Annotated in this window: 15 protein-coding genes; 5 read left to right on the plus strand and 10 right to left on the minus strand. The window is 68.2% G+C overall.

Features of this window, described 5'->3' with window-relative positions; all coding sequences use genetic code 11:
- Positions 1-25: 25 nt before the first annotated feature.
- The 3 genes from ACREPD_RS15235 to ACREPD_RS15245 all read right to left on the minus strand — a co-directional run bounded on the left by ACREPD_RS15235 (position 26) and on the right by ACREPD_RS15245 (position 4,719).
- A complete protein-coding gene (locus ACREPD_RS15235) occupies positions 26-2,410 on the minus strand; it encodes a ribonucleoside-diphosphate reductase subunit alpha (protein ID WP_431600103.1) in 2,385 nt (794 codons plus the stop codon).
- 537 nt (positions 2,411-2,947) lie between these two features.
- Positions 2,948-4,048 (minus strand): cell division protein ZapE, encoded by a 1,101-nt coding sequence (zapE, locus tag ACREPD_RS15240; RefSeq protein ID WP_431600104.1) that lies wholly within the window; start codon positions 4,046-4,048, stop codon positions 2,948-2,950.
- Complete coding sequence (locus ACREPD_RS15245; RefSeq protein ID WP_431600105.1) at positions 4,045-4,719, minus strand: alpha/beta hydrolase; 675 nt, start codon at positions 4,717-4,719, stop codon at positions 4,045-4,047. The genes zapE and ACREPD_RS15245 overlap by 4 nt, the downstream gene beginning before the upstream one ends.
- 55 nt (positions 4,720-4,774) lie before the next feature.
- On the opposite strand from ACREPD_RS15245, the gene ACREPD_RS15250 reads away from it, so the two are divergent.
- Positions 4,775-5,632, plus strand: a complete 858-nt coding sequence (locus ACREPD_RS15250; protein WP_431600106.1) for an EamA/RhaT family transporter — start codon at positions 4,775-4,777, stop codon at positions 5,630-5,632.
- 139 nt (positions 5,633-5,771) lie between these two features.
- Here the strand turns inward: ACREPD_RS15250 and ACREPD_RS15255 are convergent, their stop codons facing one another.
- From ACREPD_RS15255 to ACREPD_RS15265, 3 genes are all read right to left on the minus strand, one after another.
- On the minus strand, positions 5,772-7,211 hold the full coding sequence (locus ACREPD_RS15255; protein ID WP_431600107.1) for an ExeM/NucH family extracellular endonuclease: 1,440 nt from the start codon (positions 7,209-7,211) through the stop codon (positions 5,772-5,774).
- A gap of 202 nt (positions 7,212-7,413) precedes the next feature.
- Positions 7,414-7,932, minus strand: a complete 519-nt coding sequence (locus ACREPD_RS15260; protein ID WP_431600108.1) for a c-type cytochrome — start codon at positions 7,930-7,932, stop codon at positions 7,414-7,416.
- Positions 7,933-8,047: 115 nt separating this feature from the next.
- A complete protein-coding gene (locus ACREPD_RS15265; protein WP_421571092.1) occupies positions 8,048-8,653 on the minus strand; it encodes a TetR/AcrR family transcriptional regulator in 606 nt (201 codons plus the stop codon).
- 91 nt (positions 8,654-8,744) lie between these two features.
- Here ACREPD_RS15265 and ACREPD_RS15270 point away from each other — a divergent pair, with 91 nt between their 5' ends.
- The 3 genes from ACREPD_RS15270 to ACREPD_RS15280 are packed head-to-tail and all read left to right on the plus strand — an operon-like array spanning position 8,745 to position 13,568.
- Complete coding sequence (locus ACREPD_RS15270) at positions 8,745-9,908, plus strand: isovaleryl-CoA dehydrogenase (RefSeq protein WP_431600109.1); 1,164 nt, start codon at positions 8,745-8,747, stop codon at positions 9,906-9,908.
- A gap of 11 nt (positions 9,909-9,919) precedes the next feature.
- Positions 9,920-11,530: a carboxyl transferase domain-containing protein gene (locus tag ACREPD_RS15275; protein ID WP_431600110.1), complete on the plus strand. Its 1,611-nt coding sequence runs from the start codon at positions 9,920-9,922 to the stop codon at positions 11,528-11,530.
- 55 nt (positions 11,531-11,585) lie between these two features.
- The gene (locus tag ACREPD_RS15280; protein ID WP_431600111.1) at positions 11,586-13,568 is read left to right on the plus strand and encodes an acetyl-CoA carboxylase biotin carboxylase subunit; all 1,983 of its coding nucleotides are present in this window, start codon (positions 11,586-11,588) and stop codon (positions 13,566-13,568) included.
- Positions 13,569-13,769: 201 nt separating this feature from the next.
- On the opposite strand, the gene ACREPD_RS15285 is transcribed toward ACREPD_RS15280, so the two are convergent.
- Positions 13,770-15,647, minus strand: coding sequence for a putative peptide modification system cyclase (locus ACREPD_RS15285; protein WP_431600112.1), 1,878 nt, complete (start codon positions 15,645-15,647; stop codon positions 13,770-13,772).
- Positions 15,648-15,758: 111 nt separating this feature from the next.
- Positions 15,759-16,934, minus strand: a complete 1,176-nt coding sequence (locus ACREPD_RS15290) for a putative peptide maturation dehydrogenase (RefSeq protein ID WP_431600113.1) — start codon at positions 16,932-16,934, stop codon at positions 15,759-15,761.
- 120 nt (positions 16,935-17,054) lie between these two features.
- On the opposite strand from ACREPD_RS15290, the gene ACREPD_RS15295 reads away from it, so the two are divergent.
- Entirely contained in the window at positions 17,055-17,363 is a 309-nt protein-coding gene (locus ACREPD_RS15295) for an NHLP-related RiPP peptide (protein ID WP_431600114.1), read from the plus strand.
- A gap of 2 nt (positions 17,364-17,365) precedes the next feature.
- On the opposite strand, the gene ACREPD_RS15300 is transcribed toward ACREPD_RS15295, so the two are convergent.
- Positions 17,366-19,867 (minus strand): putative peptide modification system cyclase, encoded by a 2,502-nt coding sequence (locus ACREPD_RS15300; protein WP_431600115.1) that lies wholly within the window; start codon positions 19,865-19,867, stop codon positions 17,366-17,368.
- A gap of 12 nt (positions 19,868-19,879) precedes the next feature.
- Entirely contained in the window at positions 19,880-20,923 is a 1,044-nt protein-coding gene (locus tag ACREPD_RS15305; RefSeq protein WP_431600116.1) for a diguanylate cyclase domain-containing protein, read from the minus strand.
- Positions 20,924-21,214: the final 291 nt, after the last annotated feature.

A 21,214-nucleotide genomic window follows, 5' to 3' on the forward strand; every position in this document is an offset into this window, starting at 1 on the left:
GTGCCGGCCGTGGCCGGCACGCCTCTTATTGGCACGCCTCGCAGCTTTCCGGGTTTTCCAGCGAGCAGGCCACGGCTTCCACCGGGGTGTAGCTGCTGACGGTGGTCTTGGCGATCTTGGTGGCCGGACGCGAACGCAGGTAGTAGGTGGTCTTGATGCCCTGCTTCCAGGCGTACATGTACATGGAGGACATGGCGCCGATGTTCGGGCTTTCCATGAACAGGTTGAGCGAGGCGGACTGGTCGATGAACGCGCCGCGCTCGGCGGCCATGTCGATCAGCGAACGCATCGGCAGTTCCCATGCGGTGCGGTACACGTGGCGCAGGGTTTCCGGAATCTGGGCGATGCCCTGGATGGAGCCTTCGGCCAGCTTGATGGCGTCGCGCATTTCCGGGGTCCAGTGGCCCAGCTTCTTCAGCTCGTTCACCAGGTAACGGTTGACCTGCAGGAAGTCGCCCGAGAGGGTTTCGCGCTTGAACAGGTTGGACACCTGCGGCTCGACGCACTCGTAGCAGCCGGCGATGGACGCAATGGTGGCGGTCGGGGCAATCGCGATCATCAGCGAATTGCGCAGGCCGTGTTCCTTGATGCGCTCACGCAGGGCGTCCCAACGTGCGGCGTCTTCCGGCACCACGTTCCAGGCGTCGAACTGCAGCTCGCCGCTGGCCGCGCGGGTGTCGGCGAACGACGGGTGCTTGCCGCGTTCCTGGGCCAGGTCGACCGAGGTTTCCAGGGCGTGGAAGTAGATGGTCTCGGCGATCTTCTTCGACAGCGCGCGGGCTTCGGCACTGTCGAAGGCCAGGCGCTTGCGGAAGAACACGTCCTGCAGGCCCATGCAGCCCAGGCCCACCGGGCGCCAGCGCAGGTTGCCGCGGCGTGCCGATTCGATCGGGTAGAAGTTCAGGTCGATGACGCGGTCGAGCTGGCGGATGGCCAGGCGCACGGTGTCGGCCAGCTTGTCGTAGTCGAATTCGCCGTGGGCATCGAAATGGTTGCCCAGGTTGATCGAGCCCAGGTTGCACACCGCGGTCTCTTCGGCCGAGGTGATTTCCAGGATTTCGGTGCACAGGTTGGACAGGTGGATGACGTTGCCGGCGCGCAGGGTCTGGTTGCTGGCGCGGTTGCACTTGTCCTTGAAGGTCATCCAGCCGTTGCCGGTCTCGGCCAGGGTACGCATCATGCGCGAGTACAGCTTGCGCGCGGAGATGGTGCGGTTGGCCTTGCCCTGCGCTTCAGCCTGCAGGTACGCCTGCTCGAAGTCCTCACCGAACAGGTCGGTGAATTCGGGCACGACGCGCGGGTCGAACAGCGACCATTCCTGGTCGGCCTCGACGCGCTTCATGAACAGGTCCGGGATCCAGTTGGCCAGGTTCAGGTTGTGCGCACGGCGCGATTCGTCACCGGTGTTGTCACGCAGTTCGAGGAAGTCCTCGATGTCGGCGTGCCAGGTTTCCAGGTACACGCAGGCCGCGCCCTTGCGCTTGCCACCCTGGTTCACGGCGGCCACGGACGAATCCATGGTCTTCAGCCACGGCACGATGCCGTTGGAATGGCCGTTGGTGGACTTGATGAGCGAGCCACGCGAACGCACGCGGGTGTAGCTGACGCCGATGCCGCCGCTGAACTTGGACAGCTGGGCGATGTCGCCGTACTTGGAATAGATGGACTCCAGCGAATCCTGCGGCGAATCGAGCAGGAAGCACGAGGACAGCTGTTCGTGGGTGGTACCGGAGTTGAACAGGGTCGGGCTGGACGGCAGGTAGTCCAGGCTGCCCATGCGCTTGTACAGCGCCAGGGTTTCCGGCACGTCTTCGCTCAGGGCGCTGGCGATGCGCAGGAAGAACTGCTGCGGGGTCTCGATCACCTTGCGGGTGTGCGGGTGGCGCAGCAGGTAGCGGTCGTACAGGGTGCGCAGGCCGAAGTAATCGAAGTTCAGGTCCAGCCCGATGTCGATGGCATCGTTGAGCTTGCGCGCGTTGGTCTGCACGAAGCCCAGCAGGCGGTCGTTGATCAGGCCCACTTCGTGGCCACGGCCCACGGACTGCGAGAAGGCGTGGATTTCCTGGCCCGACACTTCCTTGGCGATGTAGTTGGCCAGCAGCCGCGCCGCAAGGCGGCCGTACTCGGGCTCTTCACCGATCAGCAGGGCGGCGGTGCGGATGGACAGCTCGTCCAGCTCCTGGGTGGTGGCGCCGTTGTACAGACCCGAGATGGTGCGGGTAGCCACGCGCATCGGATCAACCGAGTGCAGGCCTTCAGCCGAACGCTGCACCGCGCGCACGATCTTGTTCAGGTCCACCAGTTCGGTCGTGCCGTTGCGCTTGGTCACGCTCATGGCGGTCGCGGTCGGCGGCGAGGTCAACAGGAACTCGCTTTCCTGTTCGGTGGCTGCGCTGGTTTCGGTGCTCACGGCGTTTTCCTCTTGGCGTGATTTGGGGTGGTACGGGGTCGCCTGCTTGGCAGGCCGGGACCGGTGCGCTCAGGCATCAGGGTGGACTGTCGGTGTCGCAGGAGACGCGACCGGCGCAACGGCGCTGCGGACGATTCCCCTTGCTTCACCGGTCATCTCCCCCCGGAGACTGGCGCTACCAGCGCCGCACCCTGTACGGCATGCGGTTGTCGGTGGGCGGTTGGCCCGTTGGACCCTTCGACTTGTGGTCGAGGGGACCGACGGCCACAAGATAGTGGGGGTAAGGGGGTGCGTCAACGCCAAATCTGGGAATTCTTGGCAATCCCTTGCAGCGCAAGGTTTCGCCCCTGAGGGCGTCCGACGAACGGTTGTGACCCGTCGAAAGTGAGTGCGCAGTCAAGCAGGCGCGCCCTATTTTTATGCGATGGAGGGGCGCGAAAAACGGAACGATGGGCGTCACGTGGGCGTAACGAATGCGGGGTGGCGGGGACCGCGCAGCCACCCATGGGGTGGCTCTACGGGTCGGATCCCAGCCGGTTACGCCCTGTGGGGGGTGCCCAGGTATTCGGCGCTCTGCATTTCTATGAGGCGCGAGGCGGTGCGCTCGAAGGCGCCCTGCAGGCGGGTGCCGGAGTACAGCGCCACCGGGGCGTCGGTGGCGGTGCAGACCAGGTTGACGTGGCGGTCGTACAGTTCGTCGATGAGGTTCACGAAGCGGCGGGCGGCGTCTTCGTTGCTGCGGTCGAAGTGCGGCACGTCGCCCAGCAGCACGGTGTTGAACTCGTGCGCGATCTCGATGTAGTCCGACGGCCCGCGCGGGCCCTCGCATAGGGCCTTGAAGTCGAACCAGACGATGCTCTTGCCGCGCGCCCGCACCGGAATCTTGCGGGCCTCGATTTCGATGTTGCCCGGCTTGGCCGGCTGGCCGCCGCTCAGCGCGGCCCAGCGCTCGCCCAGCCAGGCGTCGCTGGCGGCGTCGCGCGGGGCCTGGTAGACCGGCGAACGGGTCAGCGCGCGCATGCGGTAGTCCTCGGTGCCCTCGGCGTACAGCTCCACGCAGTAGGTCTGCAGCAGGCTGATGGCGGGCAGGAAGCTGTCGCGCTGCAGGCCGTTCAGGTACAGGTTCTCCACGGCGGTGTTGGAGGTGGTGACCAGGGTGACGCCCTCGGCGAACAGGCGTTCGAGCAGGCGCGCCAGCAACATGGCGTCGCCGATGTCGGTGACGAAGAACTCGTCCAGCACCAGCACGCGCAATTTGCTGCGCCATTCCTGGGCGATGCGGGCCAGCGGGTCGCTCTGGCCCTGGTGCTCGCGCAGGCGCTCGTGGATGCCGCGCATGAACCGGTGGAAGTGGGTGCGGTACTTCTGCTCCAGCGGCAGGCCGTCATAGAACAGGTCGACCAGGAAGGTCTTGCCGCGCCCCACCCCGCCCCAGAAGTACAAGCCTTTGACCGGCTCGGGCTTCTTCCAGAAAGCGGAAAGGCGGTCCAGCCAGCCGTCCTGGGCGCTGTCGACCAGGGCGATGTGGATGCGGTCCAGCTCGGCCAGGGCGGCATGCTGGGCCGGGTCGTTCTGCCATTCGCCCCGGGCCACGCCATCGGCGTAGCGCTGCGACGGGGTCATCGCGGTGTCGCTCATGCGGTCGCGCTGTCCGGGTTGGGCAGCCAATGCTTGACGCCGTGGGTGAGCGCGCCGCGCAGGTCGATCAGCTTGCGGTGGAAGAAGTGACTGGTGTCGGGCATGCGCACGAGCTCGTGCGGCACGTCCAGGCTGTCCAGCCAGTTGTAGACGGCCTGCGGGTCGACGATTTCGTCTTCTTCGCCCTGGATGACCAGCCAGTTGGCCGGCGGCTGCACGCCGTCGAAGTCCCAGCGCCCGGCCGGCGGTGCGATGGAGACCAGCACCTGCGGCTGCAGCTCGGCGGCGGCACGCAGGGAAACGAAGGCGCCGAAGCTGAAGCCGGCCAGCCACAGGGTGGCGTCGGGGCGCTGTTCGCGCACCCAGGCGACCACGGCCTTGAGGTCGTCCTGCTCGCCGGTGCCGTGGTCGAAGCTGCCGGCCGAGGTGCCGACGCTGCGGAAGTTGAAGCGCACAGTGGTGACGCCCAGCTCGCGCAGGGTGGTGCCGACCATGGTCACCACCTTGTTGTGCATGCTGCCGCCCTCGGTGGACAGCGGGTGGCAGATGACCGCCACGACCGGCTGCGCCGGGACATCGGCCTTGGGCAGGTCAACGGCCACGTCCAGCGCGCCGACCGGGCCGGGCAGCTGCAGGGTGCCGCTTTCATTGGGGAATGAGGGATTGTGCATGGCGTCATAATACCGCTCCCCCGCGGGCTGCATCGCCGCGCCTGCCTGGAACCCCATGTTCTATCTGCTTTTCAGCGTGATCTGTAGCGTGCTGGTGTCGGTGCTGTTGAAGCTGGCCGCCCGCCGGCGCCTGGATGTGGGGCAGATGGTGACCTGGAATTACCTGGTGGCCGCGACCCTGACCGCGGTGGTGCTGCGCCCGCCGTTGGAGGTGCTGGCGTCTTCCCATGCGCCGTGGCCGGCGCTGCTGTTGCTGGCGGTGGTGCTGCCCTCTCTGTTCCTGGTGCTGGGGCGCACGGTGGCCGTGGCCGGGATCGTGCGGACGGATGTGGCCCAGCGGTTGTCGTTGTTGCTGTCGTTGTTGGCCGCGTTTTTGTTCTTTGGGCAGACCGCTACGCCGCTCAAGCTGCTGGGGCTGGGGTTGGGGCTGGTGGCGATGGTGGGCATCAGCCTGCGCCCGCGCGGGCCGGCGGTGAGTGGCGACGGCGGCAGCTGGCGCTGGCTGCTGGCGGTGTGGGTGGGCTTTGCGCTGGTGGACGTGCTGCTGAAGCAGGTGGCGTTGTCGGGCACGCCTTCGATGGCGGCGCTACTGGCGTGCTTCAGCATCGCCTTCGTGCTGATGCTGGCGGTGCAGGGGTGGCGGCATGTGAGCGGGCGTGGCCGGTTGGAGGTGCGCAACCTGGGGGCCGGTGCGGTGTTGGGCCTGCTGAATGGCGGCAACATCCTGTTTTACGTGCACGCCCATCAGGCGATGCCGGACAGCCCGGCCACGGTGTTTGCCGGGATGAACATCGGCGTGGTGGTGCTGGGGGCGCTGGTGGGGGTGTTCGCGTTCGGCGAGCCGACCACGCGGTGGAACCGCGCGGGGTTGGTGTTGGCGGTGGTGGCGATTGGGTTTATCGCCTGGGGGTGATACCGCGCAGACACGCATGGCGTGTCTCTACGCGCGGGTGCGTGCCGCCGATGGATGTCGGTTCGTTCCGTGCGTAGAGACACGCCATGCGTGTCTGCGGTGCCGACCAACGGTCGGCACCTACCGGGTTATCCCCGTTTTACTTGTCGAAACCCAGAATCAACGGGTCGTGGTCCGAACTGCGCCACGGACCCGCCACGTTACGGTCGCGGTAACCCACGTCGTCGGCTTCGTCGGCATTGATATGCCACTCGGCCGCGCCGCGCAGGCGCTTGGCCATGCCCGGGCTGAGCAGGGCATGGTCCAGACGGCCGGTCATGCCGTTGTAGACATAGCTGTAAGGACGCTCGACCTTGGCCACGCCAAAGGCGTCGCGCCAGCCGGCGTCATGCAGGGTGCGGATCGGTGCTTCCATCGCATAGGCGTTGAAGTCGCCCAGCAGGATGGCGTCGGTGGTGCCGGCGTGGGTCGGGTCGGTGGCCAGCCACTGGTCGAGCAGGCGCGCCGATTCGACACGGGTGGCATTCCAGCAGCCCTGGCCATCGTTCTGGTCAGCATCGGCGCCGGTGGCTTCCGAACAGCCCTTGGACTTGAAGTGGTTGGCAACCACCACGAACGGTGCGCCCTTGCCGGCGCGGAAGGCCTGCGCCAGCGGCACGCGGCTGTGCGGGCCGAACGGTGCGGTTTCCAGCACGGCCGGCGCGCCGACCGGGGTCACCCGCGAGCTGCGGTAGATGATGCCCACCCGGATCGGGTTCTCGCCCGGGCCCTTGCCGGCGTCGATGAAGCGCCAGTCCGCGCCCTTGCCACGGTTGGCGTTGAGCGCGGCCACCAGTTCGGCAATGGCCGACTGCGGTCCGTAGCCGTCGTTCTCCAGCTCCATCAAGGCGGCCACGTCCGCGCCGAGTGCGTTGACGGTGGCCACCAGCTTGGCGGTCTGCGCCTGGTGTTCGGCCAGGGTGCGGGCGCCGCGCAGGGTCGGGTAACCACCGCCCTGGCCATCGCCGTTGAAGAAGTTTTCCAGGTTGAAGGCAGCTACTTTGAGCGCGCCGGGCACCGTCGGCACCGCCGGGCGTGCCAGCGCCGGCAGCTGCAGCGGGGTGGTTACCTGCAGGCGTGGGGCGCCCTTGGCGTCCACGTGCACGGTGCCTTCGACGTTGCGCAGGACGGTGCCGGTGCGCAGGGTGGCGCCGGCCGGCAGGTAGGCCACCGGGCCGGGGTCGCGGGCGGAGCTGCCGTCGTCGAGCAGGAGGCGGCGGCGCTGGTTGTCGGCAATGACCTTGGCGTGCGCGTCGGTGCCGGGGGCGGCTACTTCGCTGGGCTGCCAGAGGCGGCCGTCGAAGGCCACGGTGAGTTCGCCGAAGCGGGCCAGCCCGTCGGTGCCGGCCAGGGTCAGCGGCGCGGCGATGCGCACATGCTGGCCGTCGAGCGCGCGCCAGTCGGCGGGCGCGGCGGTGAGGGTGATGGTGGCGGAAGTCGCCGGGGTCGGTGCGGTCGGGTGTGCCTGCGGCTGGGCCTGGGCGAAGGCGGTGGCGGGCAGCAGCAGCGACAGGGCAAGAGCGAGGGAGCGACGGCGCATCGACGGCGATTCCGGGAACGGGTGCACAGGGTAATGCGGAATTGTGGCGGTGGCGTGGTGCGCGAGGCGGTTAGCCTGACCCGGCAAATCGGGCGATCAGGATCCGTAGTGCCACGCCATGCGTGGCAGATGTCGGGCGTGGCGGGGTCCGCGCAGCCACCCATGGGGTGGCTCTACGTTGGTGGCCGCGCGGGATTCCTGGTTATTTCAGGTTCGCCAGCATCCAATCCACGGTGGCGTGGATCTGCTCTTCGGTCAGCGCCGGGTTGCCGCCCTTCGGCGGCATGATCCCGCCGTCCGGGCCGGTGTAGCCCTCCAGCGCGTGCTTGTAGAGGGTGTCCTTGCCCTGCGCGAGACGCTCATCCCAATGGGCGTGGTCCAGGGTCGGCGCCTGGCCGACGCCGGTGGTGTGGCAGGCGGTGCACAGGTTGTTGAAGATCACCTTGCCGTCGGTGGTGCCGCCATAGGCCACCTGCGCGGCCGCCTTGGCCAGCGCCGCGGCCTTGGCCGCCGCCTGGTCGGCGGCACCGGTGCTGCCGGCATACACCGCACCGGCCGGCGCGATGCGCAGCTCGGTTCGTTTGGCCGCCTGGGGCGATATTTCAGGGGGAATGCGGGTGTGCAGATACGCAGCGAACAGGATCAATCCGAGCGTAACGGCCATCAACAACGCGATGACCATGGAGAAGCGTTTCAGGAACTCGAGATCGTAATTCCGCACTCTCTATACCCCTGGCTGGTAGTCGTTGGACCACGGCTTGTCTCCCGAGTATGACCAGCGGCGGCGGCGCTCTGCAAGCCGCCACCGGGTGTCGCAATGCAGCATCGGCCGACGCTCAGGCCCCGGCGGCCCGCAGGCAGAACACGCAGATGGATTCGACCAGCGCCGCTTCGTCGCCGTGCGCGTCGCGGCTGGGCGCGGTGGGACCCACCAGCGCCTCGGTAAATGCACCCACGATGCAGGCCGCAGCGACATGGGTGTCCTGCGCCGGGAAGGTGCCCGCTTCAATGCCATCGGCCACGATGCGCCGGAACACGTCGCCGAACAGCCGGCGGCAGCGGATGCGCTCGGCTTCCACTTCCGGGTCGACCGGTTCGGCGATGAAGGCGTAGGCCAAGCCGGGACCGGCCAGGGCGCGCCGGACGAAGGCGGTAATGGCCCGGCGCAGGCGCTCGGGCGCCGGCAACGGCTCGGCGGCGATGGCCTCGAAGATGCGCAGTTCGTGCTCCACCGCGTTGGTGAGCACCTCCACGAACAGCTCGGCCTTGGAGGGGAAGTGCCGGTAGATGAGCCCGGTGGAGACCCCCGCCTCGGCCGCCACGGCGGTGACCGGGGCGTTGCGGTAGCCGCCCGCGGCCACCAGGGCACGGGTGGCCAGCAGGATCCGCTCGCGGGCCCCGGCCAGGCGTTCTTCCATCAGAGGGGAGCGTTTATAGGCCATTTGCTGATTCTATGTTCAATTTTTGAATTTGTATTCACTTTTACATCGGGGAGGACTAGGCTGGGCATACATCCCTTCTGCCGAGCCGCTCATGCACGTCCCCACCATGAACTTCGACCTCGGCGAAGAGATCGACATGCTTCGCGAGAGCGTCGCCCATTTTGCCTCGGTGGAGATCGCGCCGCTGGCGGCCAAGGCCGACGAGGAAAATCTGTTCCCCCACCCGCTATGGCGCAAGCTCGGCGAGCAGGGCCTGCTCGGCCTGACCGTGGAAGAAGAATACGGCGGCAGCGGCATGGGCTACCTGGCCCACGTGGTGGCGATGGAAGAAATCTCGCGTGCCTCCGGCGGCATCGGCCTGTCCTACGGCGCGCATTCCAACCTGTGCGTGAACCAGCTGCGCAAGAACGGCACCGAGGAACAGAAGCGTCGCTTCCTGCCCGGCCTGTGCAGCGGCGAAAAGGTCGGTGCGCTGGCGATGAGCGAACCGGGCGCCGGTTCGGACGTGGTGTCGATGAAGCTGCGCGCCGACAAGCGCGGCGACCACTACGTGCTCAACGGCAACAAGATGTGGATCACCAACGGCCCCGATGCCGACGTGCTGGTGGTGTATGCCAAGACCGACGCGGACGCCGGCGCCAAGGGCATCACCGCGTTCCTGGTCGAGAAGGGCATGAAGGGCTTCAGCACCGCGCAGAAGCTGGACAAGCTGGGCATGCGCGGCTCCAACACCTGCGAGCTGGTGTTCGAGGACTGCGAGGTGCCTGAGGCCAACGTGCTGGGCAAGGTCGGCGGCGGCGTGAACGTGCTGATGTCCGGCCTGGATTTCGAGCGCGTGGTGCTCTCCGGCGGCCCGCTGGGCCTGATGGCCGCGGGCATGGATGTGGTGATGCCGTATGTGCACGAACGCAAGCAGTTCGGCGAGGCCATCGGCACCTTCCAGCTGATCCAGGCCAAGCTGGCCGACATGTACGTGGGGCTCAACGCCTGCCGCGCGTATGTGTATGCGGTGGCGCGCGCCTGCGACCAGGGCCGCACCACCCGCCAGGACGCGGCCGGTGCCATTCTGTATTCGGCCGAGAAGGCCACCTGGCTGACCGGCCAGGCGATCCAGATCCTGGGCGGCAACGGCTACATCAACGAGTACCCGACCGGGCGTTTGTGGCGCGATGCCAAGCTCTATGAGATCGGCGCCGGCACCTCGGAGATCCGCCGTATGCTGATCGGTCGCGAACTGTTCCAGCGCACCAAGTAAGGGCCCACCCCATGACGGTACTGAGCACGCAGCTGCAACCGGGCAGCGACACCTTCGAGGCCAACCGCGCCGCGCTGCAGGCGGTAGTGGACGACCTGCGCGCCACCCTGGCGCAGACCGCGCTGGGCGGCAGCGAGGCGGCACGGCAGAAACACACCGCACGCGGCAAGTTGCTGGTGCGCGACCGCATCGACGCCCTGCTCGACCCGGGCAGCGCGTTCCTGGAGATCGCGCCGCTGGCCGCGCACGGAATGTATGGCGACCCGATTCCCAGTGCCGGCGTGGTGGCCGGGATCGGCCGCGTGTCTGGCGTGGAATGCGTGATCGTGGCCAACGACGCCACGGTCAAGGGCGGCACCTACTACCCGATGACGGTGAAGAAGCACCTGCGCGCGCAGGAAGTGGCCGAACAGAACCGCCTGCCCTGCATCTACCTGGTGGATTCCGGTGGCGCATTCCTGCCGCTGCAGGACGAAGTATTCCCGGACCGCGACCATTTCGGCCGCATCTTCTACAACCAGGCCAATCTCTCGGCGCAGGGCATTCCGCAGATCGCCTGCGTGATGGGCTCGTGCACCGCCGGCGGCGCGTATGTGCCGGCGATGAGCGATGAAACGGTGATCGTGCGCGAACAGGGCACCATCTTCCTGGGCGGCCCGCCGCTGGTGAAGGCCGCGACCGGCGAGGTGGTGACGGCCGAAGAACTGGGCGGTGCCGATGTGCACACGCGCATTTCCGGCGTGGCCGACCACATGGCCGACAACGACCTGCAGGCACTGGCGCGGGTGCGCGCGATCATCGCCCAGCTCAACTGGCGCAAGCCCGAGCCGGCGCTGGCGGTGCAGGCGCCCGCCGCGCCGCGCTACCCGGCCGACGAGCTGTATGGCGTGATTCCCGCCGACACGCGCAAGCCCTACGACGTGCGCGAAGTGATCATGCGGCTGGTGGACGATTCGCGCTTCGACGAGTTCAAGCCGCGCTATGGCAACACGCTGGTGACCGGGTTCGCGCACCTGCATGGCTACCCGGTGGGCATCATCGCCAACAACGGCATCCTGTTCTCCGAGTCCGCACTCAAGGGCGCGCACTTCATTGAGCTGTGCACCCAGCGCGGCATTCCGCTGGTATTCCTGCAGAACATCACCGGCTTCATGGTCGGGCGCAAGTACGAACACGGCGGCATCGCCAAGGACGGCGCCAAGCTGGTGATGGCGGTGGCCTGCGCGAAGGTGCCCAAGTTCACGGTGGTGATCGGCGGCTCGTTCGGCGCCGGCAACTACGGCATGTGCGGCCGCGCCTATTCGCCCAATTTCCTGTGGATGTGGCCGAACGCGCGCATCGGCGTGATGGGCGGCGAGCAGGCGGCCAGCGTGCTGGCCACGGTGAAGCGCGACGGCATCGAGGCCAAGGGCGGGCAGTGGTCGGCGGATGAGGAAGACGGCTTCAAGGCGCCCATCCGCGAGCAGTTCGAGCAGCAGGGCCACCCCTACTACGCCAGCGCGCGGCTGTGGGACGACGGCGTGATCGATCCGGCCGACACGCGCCGCGTGCTCGGCCTGGCACTGTCGGCCAGCCTCAACGCGCCGGCACGCAAAACCGACTTCGGCGTGTTCCGCATGTAACGCACGGGCGGTGCCGCCCGGCACCGCCGCCCCTGGCCTGCGCAACGAGACTTCCATGTTCACCAAGATCCTGATCGCCAACCGCGGCGAAATTGCCTGCCGCATCATCGCCACCTGCCGGCGCCTGGGCATCGCGACCGTCGCGGTGTTCTCCGACGCCGACCGCGACGCACGCCACGTGCGCCTGGCCGACGAAGCCGTTGGCATCGGCCCGGCTCCGGCACGCGAGAGCTACCTGCGCAGCGATGCGATCCTGGACGCGGCACGCCGTACCGGGGCGCAGGCGATCCACCCCGGTTACGGCTTCCTGTCCGAAAACGCGGCGTTCGCGCAGGCGTGTGCGGAGGCGGGCATCGTCTTCATCGGGCCGTCGGCGTCCGCGATCCGCGCGATGGGCGACAAGAGCGCGGCCAAGGCGCTGATGGCGCAGGCCGGCGTGCCGCTGACCCCGGGTTACCACGGCGACGCACAGGCACCCGACTTCCTGCGCGCGCAGGCCGACGGCATCGGCTACCCGGTGCTGATCAAGGCCAGCGCCGGCGGCGGCGGCAAGGGCATGCGCAAGGTGGAAGACAGCGCGGCCTTCACCGAGGCGCTGGCCAGCTGCCAGCGCGAGGCGCAGTCCGCGTTCGGCAACGCGCACGTGCTGGTGGAAAAGTACGTGGAGCGGCCGCGCCACATCGAGATCCAGGTGTTCGGCGACAGCCACGGCAACGTGGTGTACCTGTTCGAGCGCGACTGCTCGGTACAGCGCCGCCACCAGAAGGTGCTGGAAGAAGCGCCCGCGCCGGGCATGACGCCTGAGCGCCGCGCGGCGATGGGCAAGGCGGCAGTAGATGCAGCGCGCGCGGTGGACTACGTGGGCGCCGGCACGGTGGAGTTCATCGCCGGCCCGGATGGCGATTTCTACTTCATGGAAATGAACACCCGCCTGCAGGTGGAGCACCCGGTCACCGAGTGCATCACCGGCACCGACCTGGTGGAGTGGCAGCTGCGCGTGGCCAGCGGTGAACCGCTGCCGCTGCAGCAGGAACAACTGCAGATCACCGGCCATGCGCTGGAAGCGCGCCTGTATGCCGAGGATGCGGACAAGGGTTTCCTGCCCTCCACCGGCACGCTGCGCCACCTGCGCATGCCGGCCGCGTCGGCGCATGTGCGGGTGGATGCGGGGGTGGAACAGGGCGATGCGATCACCCCGTTCTACGACCCGATGATCGCCAAGCTGATCGTCTGGGACGTGGACCGCGATGCCGCGTTGCGCCGCATGCAGCAGGCGCTGGCCGAGTGCGAGGTGGTCGGGGTGACCACCAATGCAGCCTTCCTGCGCAAGCTGGTGATGACCGATTCGTTCGTGCACGCGAAGCTGGACACGGCATTGATCGAACGCGAGCAGGCCGCGCTGGCGCCGCACGACGGCGATACCGACGCGGCGCAGTGGGCCATGGCGGCCGTGGCCGCGGTGGCGTCGGAGGCGCCGGCGTTTGCCGATGCACGCGACCCGCATTCGCCCTGGCAGGCCAGCGATGGCTGGCGGCTGGGCCAGCGTGCGGCGCGCCGGCTGACGCTGGAGCACCGCGGCAGCCAGCAGGTGGTGGCGGTGGAAGGCCACGGCGAGGCGTGGTCGATCGAGGTGAATGGCACGCCGGTGGCGGCGCAGGGTCGGATGATCGGCGAACAGTTGGCATTGCAGGTGGGAGAGCGCCTGCACCGCGCCCGCTTGGTCCGCGACGGCAGCGAGCTTTATCTGTTCGGCACGGACGGCGTACAGCGCTTCACCCTGCACGACCCGGTGAGCGAAGCGGACCAGGGCGTGGCCGACGCCGGCAGCCTGGTGGCGCCGATGCCGGGCCGCATCGTGGCCACGCTGGTGGCGGCGGGCACTACGGTGGCACGCGGCACGCCGCTGGTGGTGCTGGAGGCGATGAAGATGGAGCACACCCTGCAGGCCCCGGCCGACGGCGTGGTGCAGGGTTACCGGGTCAAGGCCGGTGACCAGGTAGGCGACGGTGCGGTGCTGGTGGATTTCGAGGCCACCTGATTCATACCGCGCGTGGTGACACCCCATGGGTGTCATCGCGGTCCATGGGTGCAATCGCGGCGCCCGATCGTAGAGCCACGCCATGCGTGGCTTCGCGGCGCCGGAACGAAGAACAGCCACGCATGGCGTGGCTCTACGGATTCGTGCAACGCCGAATGGGATTCGGGCGGTGCCCAAGCGGATTCGGGCGGCCCCGAATCTTCATTGCCGCAACGTGGCGTCCGACACCGTGTCGTGCACGTTCAACGGCTGCATGAGCTGCGTATTGGCGATCTCGGCGATCGCCCTGCCCCGGTTCTCGAACAGCCATTCGTTCTGCTTCTGGAATGCGGTCGCATCGCCCAGCCGGCGGTAGGCCTCGCGCAGCGCCACGTGCGCCTGCACCGGCTCGCTGCCATCCAGCAGCGGCTGCAACAGCGCCACCGACTGCGCGGGCGCGTCCCGGCCGAGCTGCTGCATGGCCAGCACCACGGTGCGCCACTTGCCGATCATCGGGTTCTTCTGCTTCACCACCTGCGCGTCGTACTCGGCCAGCAGCCGGTCGGCCAGCGCAGGGTCGCCCTGCCGCTGGGCCAGATAGGCCAGCGACAGCAGCCGCAGCACGCGGTCGGGCATGCTCGGGTGATTCGATTCGGCCAGCAACGGCCGCAATTGCGTGGCGATGTCGGCCAGCGCCTTCGGCTCGCCCTGCTGGCACGCGGTGTCCACCACGGCGCGCATCAGCGCGGCATGCACGCGGAAATCGGCCGATGCAGGCGCCGTTTCCGACGACAACGCGTCCACCATGCCGGTGCAGTCGTCCTGGTCGGCGGCCAGCAAGACGCGCACGCGTATGTTCATCAGCGCCTGCAGTTCGTCGCGCGGCCTGCTCAGCTGGGTCAGCAGCTCCTGCGCGTCCTTGTAGCGGCGCATGGCGATCAATACATCGGCACGCGGGTCGCTGGCCGGGCGCCCGGTCAACTGCTCGGACAGCTTGAAGCTGCGCAATGCGTCGTCGTAGCGGTTGGTACCCAGCTGGATCCAACCCAGGTGCGCGGTCGGATAGGCGCGCATCGCGTCCTGCGGCACGGCCGCGGCGATGGCGTAGGGCTCGGCCTCCGCGTAGCGGTTGTCCATCAACAGGTACCAGGAGGTGTTGGACAGACCGGCGTACGAATCGGGGTAGATGTCGGCCAGTACCCGCCAGTCGTCCAGCGGCCAAGCGTCGGCGCTGAGCTCGTTGGTCCATGCCTTCAGGTACAGCCGCTCGCGATGCGGCAGGCGCTGGTTTACCGCCAGCGCGCGGGCCAGGTGCGGCCGTGCTTCGGCGCGCTGTTCCAGGCGGACCAGCAGTTTGGCCAGGCCCATGTGTGCCATGGCGAAGTCGGGGTCGGCGTCCAGCGCGGCCTCGTAGAGTTTTGCCGATTCGCTGAAGCGACGCCGACCGAGCGCACTCTCGGCCAGCGCGAACGACTTCAGCGCCTGCAGGTTGGCGGTGGATGCCTGCGGCAGCGGCACCGATTGCCGTACCGAGGCGACCGATTCGCCCAGGCCCGCCCGCAGCCGGCCGACCACGTCATCCACGGCGGTCACCACCTGCGCATCGCCCGCCGCTTCGGCGTTGTAGCGCTGCACCACGGCACGGCTGGCCGGGTCGAGCAGGTCCACGCTGATCACGTAGTGCCCACCCACCCGGTGGATGCTGGGCACCAGCACCATGCGCGCCCCTTCGCGCGCGGCGATGTCGCTGGCCAGGCGTGCATCCAGCGGGTGCCCGGCAGGCACACGCAGCAGATCGCGCGATTCGGCCACCTTGCTGGCGGAGAGCACGTTGACATGGCTGGACTGCTCCAGGCTCATCAACAGCGCGCTCTGCAGCGACTGGTCGAACAACGGCTGGCCGCTGGCGTTGTCCACGTCGGCGATCACCACCCAGTCGCGCTCGGCAAACGCGATGGCCGGTTCCGGGCGCAGCAGCACCCAGCCGGCAACACCGAGCACGGCAACGGCGACCAGCTCGGCCACCAGCGTGGCCGGACGGCGCCAGAAAGGCGGCCTGGGCAGCGGGGGCTGGGTTGAGGGTGGGACGTCGCCGTTCATGGGTAAATTCCATCAGGACCCGGCGGTCGCGGCATGCGACCCCTATTGCCCGTGGCCGCGCCGAGCGTATCACCAACCCCCGCCTGCCGGAGGGCGGCGGGCCGGGCCGGCTCAGCCGCCAACGGGCCAGACCGCGCCATTGGGGTCCAGTTCGGCGGTCGTCTTCTGCCCGTCCCGCCACCCCAGCCCGCAGATGGCCAGCGGGCCCTCGCGCATCGGGTCCAGCGACAGCATCGCTTCGATGTCGCGCTCGTTGATGGCCGAGGTGACAAAGGCACCCAGCCCCTGGGCGGTGGCCGCGGTGTACAGCGCCTGGGAGACATGCCCGGCATCGAGCACCAGCGCGCGGTGCACCTTGCTGTGGTTGCGGTACTTCCACAGGCTGCGCTCGAACCTGCACACCAGCAGCACCAGCACCGGGGCGTCGGCAAACCAGTGCTGGCCGGCCAGCAGGTCCTGCGCCGAGGGCAGCACGCCGCCCGGCGGTTCGATCCGGCGCAGCGCATGGCGCACCGGGTGGTAGTGATAGAGGCCCGGTGCCACGCCGTCGACGTTGCGCGCCAGCAGGTAGGCCTCGGTCGGGTGCAGGCTGCCTGCCGAAGGAACGTGTTTTTTGAGGAAGGTCAGGCCCGCGACGGGCTCGACGCTGCCCTGCGCCTGCAGGGTCTGCTGCAGCACGCTGGACAGCGCCGCCAGCGGCAACGCGCGCTGGGTATCGAAGTTGCGGCAAGTGACACGGCGGGCCAGCAGCTGGTGCAGTGCATCGGCAGGCACGGCCGGCAATGGCAGTGCGGGCCCGGTGCCCACCGCATCCAGCGTGGCCGGCGGTGCCGGCCCCAGGGTGCGCTGCAGGTCGGCCGGTGTGACCATCTGGTTGCGCTGCATGTCCGCCACGCTGTCCACGGCCTGCCAGCGCGATTGGCGGTGGTGCACGGCCGCCAGCGGCCACCAGTAGCTGCGCCGCAGGGTCTGGTCTTCACGCTCGATGCGCTCGGCATGGGTGTCCTGCGGCGTGTCGCAGACCAGCAGCCCCAGCGCAAGCAGCGAAGCCACCAGCGCCTGGTCGGCGGGTGCTTCAGGCACCGGCTGCCAGCGTTCGGCGCTGCACTGCAGGAGCCATGCCGCCTGTTCGGGCGTAACGATGCGATAGCCGTCGAGATGGCCGGTCCAGGCACGGATTTCCGTACGGTATGCCATGCCGTCGCCACCCTGCAGAAGGCTGGCAAGGTCAACGCGTGGGATTTCGCAGGGTTCCAGGAACAGGGCGGAGCAGCGTCTGACGTTCATGCGCGTTCAACAGGGGAAAAAAGGTCGTCGGGCACGATGACGGAAGAAGTTGCGCAGCGCTATGCTTGGCGCCGCTTCTGCGGGATCGTCCCGCGGAAGTGTGGATAACAGGGGATCCCGATGAACCATTCCAACGACGAACGCGTGGCCCATCCGCCACTGCCCGATGAAATCGCCAACCACCTGCTGGACCTGCTGTCGAAGGACGACACGTTCCGTGCCTCCTTCGCCGCCGATCCGCGTGCGGCATTGATCGAGGCAGGCCTGGATGAGAAGCAGGCAGATGCTGCCTTGGTCGGGCCGACCTGCCTGCAGGTACGCAAACTGGCGAGCAAGGAAGACATTGCTGCCGCGCGCGATCGCCTGATGCACAGCCTGACCTCGCAAGCAGCCCACACCGTGGTGTTCTGCTTCGACGACAAGGCCTGAGGTCATCCGTTGGCCGCAGCGGGTGCTGCGGCCACCGGCACGTCCACCACGTTCATCACCACGAAGGCCTGCGCACCGATGGGGTCGGCATAGGCCTTGCCGCGATGCGCGGACAGCCACTTCATCTGTGCCGCCGCGCCCTGCGCATCGCCGGTAGCGCGCAGGGAATCGCGCATGGCCACGTGCCACTGGACCGATTCGGTGCCGCTGCCCTGCGGACGCAGGTGGTCGATGGCACGCGCAGGCTGCCCGGCAAGGCGCCACTGGTCGGCCTGCACCACCACCAGCAACCCGGCACTGCCCGGATGGCCCGAGCGCGCCACGAGGGCCTCCAGCCGCGCCATCACGGCCGGCTGCACCGGCTGCTGCGCGAAACGCTGGCCAAGCCGTGCGGTCGCCAGGGCGATGGCCACCAGATCATCCCGCTCGCCGACCCCGGCCTGCTCTGCCGCGCGCAGTATCTGCTCGGTAAAGACATGCAGCTCCTTGCGCGAAGGCGGGTTGGCCGTGCCGTACTGGGCCGCCAGCATGCCGATGCGCAGCGGGCCGTTGATGACCTCGTTGTCGGTGTCCTCGGTCATGGCCAACCCTTCGCGGGCAATGCGAAGCGCGGCGTCGGTCCGTTTTGCATCCAGCAGGGCCGCGGTCCATTCGATGTGCAGCAGCGGATCGCGCGAACCGCTCTGTGCCCGCTTCTGCAGCATGTCCAGTGCGGCATCGGTCCGGCCCTGCGCGGCCAGCGCCGCGGCATGGCGCCGACCCGGCAGCGCACCGCTGGTGCGTTCGGCATCGGCGAATGCCGCCTCTGCCTGCCCGAACTGGCCGCGCGCGAGATGGATGCGCCCCATCAGATCACGCCCGATGTAACGCAACGGCTCCTTCGACGCGGCCACCTGGGCGGCGGCGGCCATGGACGCATCCAGGTTGCCCATCACGTATTCGGCCCAGGCGTAGTTGTGCTGCGCACCGACGACATCGGGGTAGATCTGGGAGAAGACCCGCCATTTCTCCGGGGCATTGCGCGAGGGATGCGGCTCGAATTCCGCCGTCCAGGCATCGATGTAGAGCCTGTCGCGGGTGGGCAGGTGCGCGCGCAGCGTGGCGGCCTTGCGCAGGTAAGGCTCGCCACGGTCCGCTTCGGACTGGGTGACGTAGGTGCGCATGATGCCGGCGTAGGCCAGGGCGAATTCGGGGTCTATTTCCACGGCCTTTTCGAAGAAGGCACGCGCGTCGTCCAGCCGCGCCTCGTTGTAGGCCTTGATGCCGATCGCATAGATCTTCAACGCGTCCAGGTCGTCGGTGGTCACGGCCGGAAGCGCGTCGGAGGCCTGCCGGATGGCATCCTGCGACTCACCGAGGCGGTCACGCAGCCCGATGGCGACGTTGTCCACGGAGGCCAGCAATCCGTCGATGTTGCGCGCGTCGCGCGCCAGGACATACACCGTGCTCTGGTTGGACGGATCGATCACTTCGATGCTGATGCGCAGGCGTCCGCCGATTTCAGCCACGCTGGGCAGGATGACCGCGCGCGCGCCGTCGCGCAGGGCCACCTCGCTGGCGAGGCCGCGGTCGACCCGGGCACGCGGGGCCACGCGCATGCGGGTGAACGTGTCGCGCACCTTCATGTCGCTGACAACATTGACGTAGCGCGATTGCTCCAGGCTGATGCGGAAGGCCTGCTGCAGCGAATCGTCGAGCAATGCGTTGCCGGTGAGGTTCTGCATGTCGGCCATCACCACCCAATCGCGCTCGGCAAAGGCGATGGCAGGCTCCGGGCGCAGCAGTGCCCACCCGCCCACCACCAGCACGGCCAGGACCGCTACTTCGGCAGCGAGGGCCGCGGGCTGACGCCACAGCGGCAGATCGCGCCGGGCCTTGGCGGTGCCGCGCGGCATGCGCAGCGGGGCGAAGCCCGGCTCACCCACTTCGACCACTTCCTGGGTGGTGGGAATGCCCTTGAAGCGCCAGCGCCCGTGCGACTTCCACACAAGGCGGTCGGCGCGCTCGCCCAGTTCGCCAGTCGCGCGCCGGGTGAGCGATTCGGCCACCGCCGAAAGCAGGATCTGGCCGGGGCGGGCCAGGGTCATCAGGCGCGCGGCCATGGGCTTGGCCAGGCCTTCGACCTCCAGCGATTTGGCGCCGGCCTTGACGGCTTCGGGGCTGTTCTCCCAGGTGAGCACTTCGCCCACGTGCAGGCCGGCACGCGCCCGCAGTTCGATGCCACGCTCCTTGCCGATCTCCTGCAGGCCGCGCTGGTAATCCAGGGCGAAGCCGAGCCCGTCGATGGCGCGCTCGAAGAGCAGGAACAGGCCGTCCGAACGGTCGATCTGGTGGCCGTTCCACTGCTGCTGCAGGGTCAGCACCAGCCGGTCGTGCTGCTGGAACAGCTCGGCGGCGGCGCTGTCGCCGATCCGCTCGACCAGCAGCACCGAGTCGCACAGGTCGGTGAACAGCAGCGCGCGCAGCTGGGGGGCTTGGGTCGACGTTCCGATGTCGCCGTTCATGCGGGAGTCCCGTCAGGGCTTGGCGGTCGCGGCACGCGACCAGTGCAGCCGGTTGCCGCCCAGGCGCTTGGCCTGGTACAGCGCGTTGTCGGCGCGAGCGTACCACTCGCTCCAGTCACTGTGAGGGTCAAGCAGGCTGACCCCGATGCTGACCGGGCAGACGTGCGGCTGGCCGGTGGCCCGCCCCATCAAGCCGTGCACGGCGCTGAGGATGAATTCGGCCGCATGTTGCAGGGTGTCCGGGTCGGCCACGCGCAGCAGCAGGCAGAATTCGTCGCCGCCCAGCCGGCAGGCGCGGTCCTGTTCGGTGGCCACCGAACGCAGGATGTTGGCCACGCTCTGCAGCACGCGGTCGCCGGCCTGGTGGCCATGTTCGTCGTTGACCCGCTTGAAGTGGTCGCAGTCGATCAGCAGCAGGCCCTGCGGCGCACCGTCGTCGTGGCTGCGGCATTCCTGCAGGTACAGCGCCAGGCCGCGGCGGTTGTGCAGGCCGGTCATTTCGTCGGTGCGGACCAGCTCCCGGGTGTGGGTGAGCTGATGGGTGGTGACGTACAGGTTGTCCAGCGCCGCTTCGAGGTCGTGGTTGCGGCGGCGCAACTGGCGGATCAACACCTGTTCGTTGCTGACCACCCGCATGATGGTGCGGCGCAGGAAGTAGGCCACCATGCCCGGGTCGCGGTCGACCAGGCGCTGGAAATCGCCATGGCTGAGTTCGAGCACAAGGGTGTCTGCGGTGGCCTGGGCGTCGGCGCTGCGGGGATGGTCACCGATCAGCAGGCCGAGTTCGCCGAAGAATTCATGCGGCCCCAGCGACTTGACCACCAGGTCCTCGCCGAAGTCGAGCTCGATGCTGCCGCTGACGATGACATACATGGTGTCACCGCCCTGGTTACGCAGGAACAGGTGTTCCCCGGCGCGCAGGTGGCGTTGCTGCCCGAATTCGGCAAACAGGGCGAACTCGCCTGCGCTCAGCACGGCATGCACAATCTCAGCCATCGCGGTCTCGGCGATGCCTGGTTCTGGTTCGCACATGTTCGTCGCAAACTTGCCGGTCATGACAACACCCGCTTCCCAGCGTCCCCCGGTGAGCGGACGAGGATAACACTCCTTAAAAGTGTGCGCCTCATCCCATTTCCATGCCCCGGCGCCCGGATTTCTCCGGCGCTCCGGCCCAACCTTCCCCAACGCGGCAACCGGCCCAAACCGGCCATCCTCTACCGCATGGTGCCCATGGCGCAGACCGTAGCATCTGGCGGGGGCTTGCAAAAGTAAGGGCCGCCCCTACAGGGGCGGCCTTGTGTGGTTTGGGCGGGGGTTTCGAGGGCCGGCCAACGGCCGGCGCTACCG

The organism is Stenotrophomonas sp., from assembly GCF_050737075.1.
In the GTDB taxonomy this organism is placed as follows: Bacteria; Pseudomonadota; Gammaproteobacteria; order Xanthomonadales; family Xanthomonadaceae; genus Stenotrophomonas.

Excerpts from the sequence above, each read along its gene's own strand:
- zapE (WP_431600104.1), bottom strand. The coding sequence starts at position 4,048 with ATGAGCGACACCGCGATGACCCCGTCGCAGCGCTACGCCGATGGCGTG.
- ACREPD_RS15245 (WP_431600105.1), bottom strand. The coding sequence starts at position 4,719 with ATGCACAATCCCTCATTCCCCAATGAAAGCGGCACCCTGCAGCTGCCC.
- ACREPD_RS15250 (WP_431600106.1), top strand. The coding sequence starts at position 4,775 with ATGTTCTATCTGCTTTTCAGCGTGATCTGTAGCGTGCTGGTGTCGGTG.
- ACREPD_RS15255 (WP_431600107.1), bottom strand. The coding sequence starts at position 7,211 with ATGCGCCGTCGCTCCCTCGCTCTTGCCCTGTCGCTGCTGCTGCCCGCC.
- ACREPD_RS15265 (WP_421571092.1), bottom strand. The coding sequence starts at position 8,653 with ATGGCCTATAAACGCTCCCCTCTGATGGAAGAACGCCTGGCCGGGGCC.
- ACREPD_RS15270 (WP_431600109.1), top strand. The coding sequence starts at position 8,745 with ATGCACGTCCCCACCATGAACTTCGACCTCGGCGAAGAGATCGACATG.
- ACREPD_RS15275 (WP_431600110.1), top strand. The coding sequence starts at position 9,920 with ATGACGGTACTGAGCACGCAGCTGCAACCGGGCAGCGACACCTTCGAG.
- ACREPD_RS15280 (WP_431600111.1), top strand. The coding sequence starts at position 11,586 with ATGTTCACCAAGATCCTGATCGCCAACCGCGGCGAAATTGCCTGCCGC.
- ACREPD_RS15285 (WP_431600112.1), bottom strand. The coding sequence starts at position 15,647 with ATGAACGGCGACGTCCCACCCTCAACCCAGCCCCCGCTGCCCAGGCCG.
- ACREPD_RS15290 (WP_431600113.1), bottom strand. The coding sequence starts at position 16,934 with ATGAACGTCAGACGCTGCTCCGCCCTGTTCCTGGAACCCTGCGAAATC.
- ACREPD_RS15295 (WP_431600114.1), top strand. The coding sequence starts at position 17,055 with ATGAACCATTCCAACGACGAACGCGTGGCCCATCCGCCACTGCCCGAT.
- ACREPD_RS15300 (WP_431600115.1), bottom strand. The coding sequence starts at position 19,867 with ATGAACGGCGACATCGGAACGTCGACCCAAGCCCCCCAGCTGCGCGCG.
- ACREPD_RS15305 (WP_431600116.1), bottom strand. The coding sequence starts at position 20,923 with ATGACCGGCAAGTTTGCGACGAACATGTGCGAACCAGAACCAGGCATC.